Origin of the sequence: Protofrankia sp. CiP1_Cm_nod2 (assembly GCF_920664355.1) — a bacterium.
Classification (GTDB): Bacteria; Actinomycetota; Actinomycetes; order Frankiales; family Frankiaceae; genus Protofrankia.
Map to the genome: position 1 here is coordinate 1 of NZ_CAKKTL010000312.1, position 5,143 is coordinate 5,143.

The 5,143-nt window shown below is 67.9% G+C and carries 6 protein-coding genes; 4 read left to right on the forward strand and 2 right to left on the reverse strand.

The features are described from left to right. Positions 1-224 (forward strand): hypothetical protein (locus NBW84_RS22350; protein WP_250287155.1); only part of this gene is annotated, 224 nt, incomplete at its 5' end. 89 nt (positions 225-313) lie between these two features. Here NBW84_RS22350 and NBW84_RS22355 read toward each other — a convergent pair. Continuing rightward, positions 314-820: a TIGR03618 family F420-dependent PPOX class oxidoreductase gene (locus NBW84_RS22355; protein WP_250287158.1), complete on the reverse strand. Its 507-nt coding sequence runs from the start codon at positions 818-820 to the stop codon at positions 314-316. Between the two features lie 103 nt (positions 821-923). Further along, positions 924-1,976 carry an NADPH:quinone reductase gene (locus NBW84_RS22360; protein ID WP_250287160.1) on the reverse strand — a complete coding sequence of 351 codons (1,053 nt, stop codon included), beginning with the start codon at positions 1,974-1,976 and terminating at the stop codon, positions 924-926. A gap of 159 nt (positions 1,977-2,135) precedes the next feature. Between NBW84_RS22360 and NBW84_RS22365 the strand changes: the two genes are divergently transcribed. The 3 genes from NBW84_RS22365 (at position 2,136) to NBW84_RS22375 (ending at position 4,915) form a co-directional block, all read left to right on the forward strand. Beyond that, complete coding sequence (locus tag NBW84_RS22365; protein ID WP_250287163.1) at positions 2,136-3,098, forward strand: helix-turn-helix domain-containing protein; 963 nt, start codon at positions 2,136-2,138, stop codon at positions 3,096-3,098. Positions 3,099-3,170: 72 nt separating this feature from the next. Next, positions 3,171-4,070 carry a helix-turn-helix domain-containing protein gene (locus NBW84_RS22370; RefSeq protein ID WP_250287164.1) on the forward strand — a complete coding sequence of 300 codons (900 nt, stop codon included), beginning with the start codon at positions 3,171-3,173 and terminating at the stop codon, positions 4,068-4,070. 311 nt (positions 4,071-4,381) lie between these two features. Further along, positions 4,382-4,915 (forward strand): RICIN domain-containing protein, encoded by a 534-nt coding sequence (locus NBW84_RS22375; protein WP_250287166.1) that lies wholly within the window; start codon positions 4,382-4,384, stop codon positions 4,913-4,915. Positions 4,916-5,143: the final 228 nt, after the last annotated feature.

Consider the following 5,143-nt stretch of genomic DNA (forward strand, 5'->3'; position numbering starts at 1 on the left):
ATTCCAGTGGTGACAGACGGTGTCATGAGAGCAGGATCCGCCGCCGGAGCAGGGGAAATCCGGCGCGGTCGTACATCTGCCTCTTGATCGGGACAACGTTCGGGACTGACGGCCATGAGGACGAGGCTGGAACGACGAGGAGGGCAGACGACCGGATCAGCCACCCCAGCAGCTTGACGAAGATGAGGGTGTCAGCTCCTCCGGAGCCGTTCCGGGGTGTCTGAGGTCTCTGTGATCCGGTCGTATGGGTTCCTGCTGACGGGAGGGTCCGGGGTCAGGATCGCTGGTAATGGGCGAGTGCAACGGTGCTGTGTCAGTCCGCCCACGGGCCGACGCCGCCGACCCGCTCGACCGCGATCCGAATGATCATTCCGGTTTCGGAGCCGCGGTTCCTGAAGGGGTAGACATCGGTGCCGAGGTAGCGCTGGGCCAGGGTGTCCATGAGTGCGGTGAATTCGTGTGGGATCCCTGGGCCGAGGAGGGTTGCTCGGCCCCGTACGGTGAGGTATTGGGTGAGGCCGTCCGCGGTTCCGTCGGCGGTTCGCTCGTTGTCGTGGATGATGACCGTCGCTCGCGGGTCCCGGCGCAGGTTGCGTACTTTCCGGCGATGCTCCTCCACGCCGAAGACGAGGCTGCCTCTGTCGAGGGCCATCCACACCAGCGAGGCCTGCGGCGTACCGTCAGGGTCGATCGTCACGACGGTTGCCTCCCGGTCCGATGCGAACAGCCGGTGGGCGCTTGCGGGCAACGCCGGCATCCCTTTCCCGTCCGGGTGCTCTCCTTGCCGGTCGGGGTGCTCTGTTGTTGTCTGGCTGGTCATCAGGGCTGTTCCTCGTTCTACGGGTGCACGGTTCCTGAAGGGCGCCGCGACGTGGACAGGGCCGGATTGTCCGTGTCGCGGTGACGCAGGCCCTGTTCGGTGATTACCGCGAGGCCGGTGGCTTCGGTTGTTCGTCATGGTGGATGTCGATGAGGACCTTCCCGACCGCGCCGCCCTCGACCGCGTCGTGCGCGGCGGCTGTCCCGGTCAGCGGGAAGCGGTGCAGCGGCAGCCCGGCGTCTTCGCCGGTCCGCAGGGCGCCGGCGGCCACGGCGGCGTTCACGTCCTCGATGGCTTGGTGTTTCGCCGTGTCGGGCATCGTGTAGACGAGCACGAACTGCAGGCGGGTGTTGGCGAACATGTGCGGCTGGAGGGGAACGGTCAGCTGGGAGCCGCTGGTGTCGGCGTAGATGGCGATGACCCCGTTCGGGGCTATGACCTGCTGGTTGAGCGCGGCGTTCACGACGGGGTCCACCTCGACCACTATGTCGACGCCGTCGGGGGCGGTCTTGCGTATCGCTTCGGCCGCGTCCGGCGTGCGGTAGTTGATGACATGGTGCGCGCCGGCCGCGGAGGCCAACGCTGCCTTCCGCGGAGAGCTGACGGTGGAGACGACGTTCGCCCCGGCCCAGCGCGCCAGCTCGATCGCGGCGTGCCCGACCGCTCCCGCGCCGCCGGCGACGAGCACGGTCCGGCCGGCCAGCGCCGATGGTCCGAGGACGGACGGGCCGTCCGGGTGGACGGTGAGGGCGCGGTGCGCGGTCAGGGCTGGGATGCCGAGGCTCGCCCCGAGGTCGAACGAGGCAGCCGGGGGCAGCGGCACCGCCTGGCGTGCGGGTAGTACCACCGCCTCCTGCGCGGTGCCGTCAGCTCGCTGCCAGGTGGCCTCCCAGATCCACACGCGTTGTCCTATCCGCGTGGGATCCACTCCCTCACCGACCGCGTCGACGGTGCCGGCGCCATCCTGGTTGGGAACCTGACCGGCCGGCGGGAGCGACGAGCCCAGCGCTCCCCGGCGCACCTTCCAGTCCGTCGGGTTCACCCCCGACACGGCGACGCGGACCCGGACCTGACCCGGCCCCGGCTCGGGCTCCACCCGCTCTACCAGCCGCAGCACATCGGAGCCCCCGATCCGTTCGTACACGATCGATTTCACGCGGCGTTCCTTCCAGGAGAACCAGGACAACCAACGGGCACGTCGGCACGCCCCCGTCTCCGCCTCCCCTACGCGGGGAGCCGGACCACCACGTCAGGATGACCCGGCACCTGATCCGCCGGAAGTGGCCCGCAAGACACCATCCGATAGGATCTGGCCATGCATCGGGTCGCCGTGCTCGCCCTGGACGGAGTCATCCCGTTCGAACTCGGCATTCCAGGGCGGATCTTCACCGCCGCCATCGGGTCAGCTGGCGAGCCGCTTTACGAGGTGATCGTCTGTACCGTCGACGGCCGGCCGGTCCGCACCGATGCGGGGTTCAGCATCGCCGTCGACCACACGGCCGGGGTCCTCGCGGCGGTGGACACCGTCGTCATCCCACCCGTCCATCCACTCGAGATCAACATGGCCGGGCGGTTGCCCGAGCTGGTAGCCGGCGCGCTTGCCGGCATCCCGGCGGGTACACGCATCGTGTCGATCTGCACAGCCTCGTACCTTCTGGCCGCCGCGGGCCTGCTCGACGGCCGCCCGGCCACCACCCATTGGTTTGAGGCCGACCGCTTCCAGCGGATGTTCCCCCGGGTGAAGGTCGATCCTGACGTGCTGTTCGTGGACGACGGCGATGTGCTCACCTCGGCGGGTGCCGCCTCCGGCATCGATCTGTGCCTGCACCTCGTCCGTCGCGACCACGGCAGCGAGGTCGCCAACCGCGTGGCCCGTCTCTGCGTTGTGCCGCCATGGCGTGATGGGGGACAGGCCCAGTACATCGAACATCCCGTCCCGCCGCCATCGACCGCCAGTACCGCTCCCGCCCGCGCCTGGGCGCTCGAGCGGCTGCCGGAACCGCTGTCCCTGGCTGAGCTCGCCGCCCACGCGGGCATGAGCGTACGCACCTTCACCCGGCGGTTCCGCGACGAAGTCGGCCTGACCCCCGGCCAGTGGCTGACCGGGCAGCGGCTGGAACGCGCCCGGCACCTTCTCGAAAGCAGCGACCTGCCGATCGACATCGTCGCCCGACAGGCTGGGTTCGGCACCGGCGTCTCCCTCCGGCAGCATTTCCGCGCCTCCGTCGGCGTCTCGCCGGCCGTCTATCGGCGTACCTTCCGCACCCGGAACCGGTGACCCGCGCTTCCCGCACACCGGTGAGATTCGCGATACCCATGCCATGTCATGTCCCGATCGGAAGGAACGGGGATGCTGCACTTTATCAGCCCTGCAGGGGATGCGGAGATCGCGTTCGCCCGGCCGCATCCCCGGCTGCGCCCGGGAGTGCATCTCTACCGGGGGCACCGGATGCACCTGCTGCGCCCGCGGCGGAAATTAGAGATTCCTGTCAGTGCGGTGACCCTCGTTCTGGGATTTGCCGAGGAACTGCGCGTGAGCGGCGTTGGCGAAGGGGTGGCGGTGGACAGTTACGCGTCTTTTCTCGCCGGGCTCCAGACGCGGGCCAAAATAGTTGAGAACAGCAGAAGCCTGTACGCGGTGGAAGTGGTCCTCATGCCGTGGGTGGCGTTCACCCTGTTCGGTGTGGCCATGCACGAGGTGGCCGAGCGTGTCGTGGATCCGGGTGATCTTCTTGGTGGCGGTGTCCGTGACCTGACCGGGGCACTGGCGGCCCTGCCGGACTGGGAGCAGCGGTTCGCGTTGCTGGACACGGTGCTCGCGCAGTGGATCGACCGCGGGCCCGTCCACTCGCCGCGGGTGGTGTGGGCCTGGCAGCAGCTGATCCGTACGGGCGGGACGATCCCCATCGCCCGACTGGCCGCGGGGACCGGCTGGGGACGACGTCAGCTGGAAAACCGCTTCCGGGAGCAGATCGGCCTGTCACCCAAGGCGGCGGCACGGGTGCTGCGGCTACGGCGCGCACTGCGGCTGCTGGCCACCGGTACGGCGCCGGTGCAGATCGCTGCGACCTGCGGGTTCAGTGACCAGGCGCACTTCGCCCGCGAGTTCAAGGCCATGACCGGCTCCACCCCGCGCCGCTTCCTCACCGACCGCAACGCCGCTCCCGTCGGACCGGGGCCCTGGGAGCGTTGGGACCGGATGCCCGGAGAGGTCACCAGCGTCATGTTGAGCACCGGGCTTCCCGCCTGAGCCCGCGGCGCGAGACCGACAGGCTGGCCGAGCCGGGCTGCGGGGGTGCGCGTTTATTCAATACACGACCGCATCGTGGGTGCCACGATGTGCCGTGTCCTCGCTACCGAGGTCCCGGTGGTAACCGCACCGAGAACCGGCATCAACAACGTGCGGTTTTCCGGCAGTGCCAGATGGGGCCCCGGCGGATACAGGAGAGAGCGCGCGCAACGTCCGGCGACCGGCCACCCCGAGAAACTGATCTTGTATATCGGCCCTGGCTGTCGCCGCACGCGCTTTTCCGGGAATGCTGACCATGAGGAAGGAAAAGTATGCGCAAAAAGCTCGGCATCAGACGTCTGCGTCGAACCGCTGCCGGTCTGCTGGCTACCGCGGCTCTGGCTGTCTGTGGCGTTGCCATGACGGCTGGCCAGGCCTCGGCGGCCACTACCTACTGGACCTACCAAAGCCAGTACAATGGCGATTGCCTGACGGCCTCGGCGACAGGCAGTGGTGTTTTCACAGCCACCTGCCATGGCTGGCAGTCACAGGACTGGGACTGGATTGGTTCTGCCAATGCATACGGCCAGCACCAGTTGAGCAGCCGGACCAGGGGCCTCTGTCTGACAACCGATGCCAAGTCGGACCGGAACGCTGTCTGGCTGAGTTCCTGCAACGGCGGGCAAGGCCAGTACTGGGATAACGATCTTCCGCCTTATCTCTACGCCGATGGATATTTCTGGAGCAATAGCCTGCGCATTTCTCCGGAGAGCGACGCCGTCTACACCTCTGATGCGCAGAAAGACTGGAACGTTTACGGCATCCCTTACACGACCCATTACTGGAGCGCAAGCTCTCATCAGTGAGCGGCACAGGCCCCTCCGGTGCGGTGACGCCGTTCGGATAAGCCCGGTCGCTCCCGATTCCAGAAGGTGTGAACGATGCCCTGGGCGGGGCATCGTTCACACCGGATGTCAGTCCCGTTTGAATGCCTCCCGGCGCAGCAGCTGGAACAGCGTGGGGGCGCCTTCGGAGGTTGTCACCGCGGCGGCCTTGCGCACGAACCGGGTATCGGCCGCCTGTTCGAGCAGGCT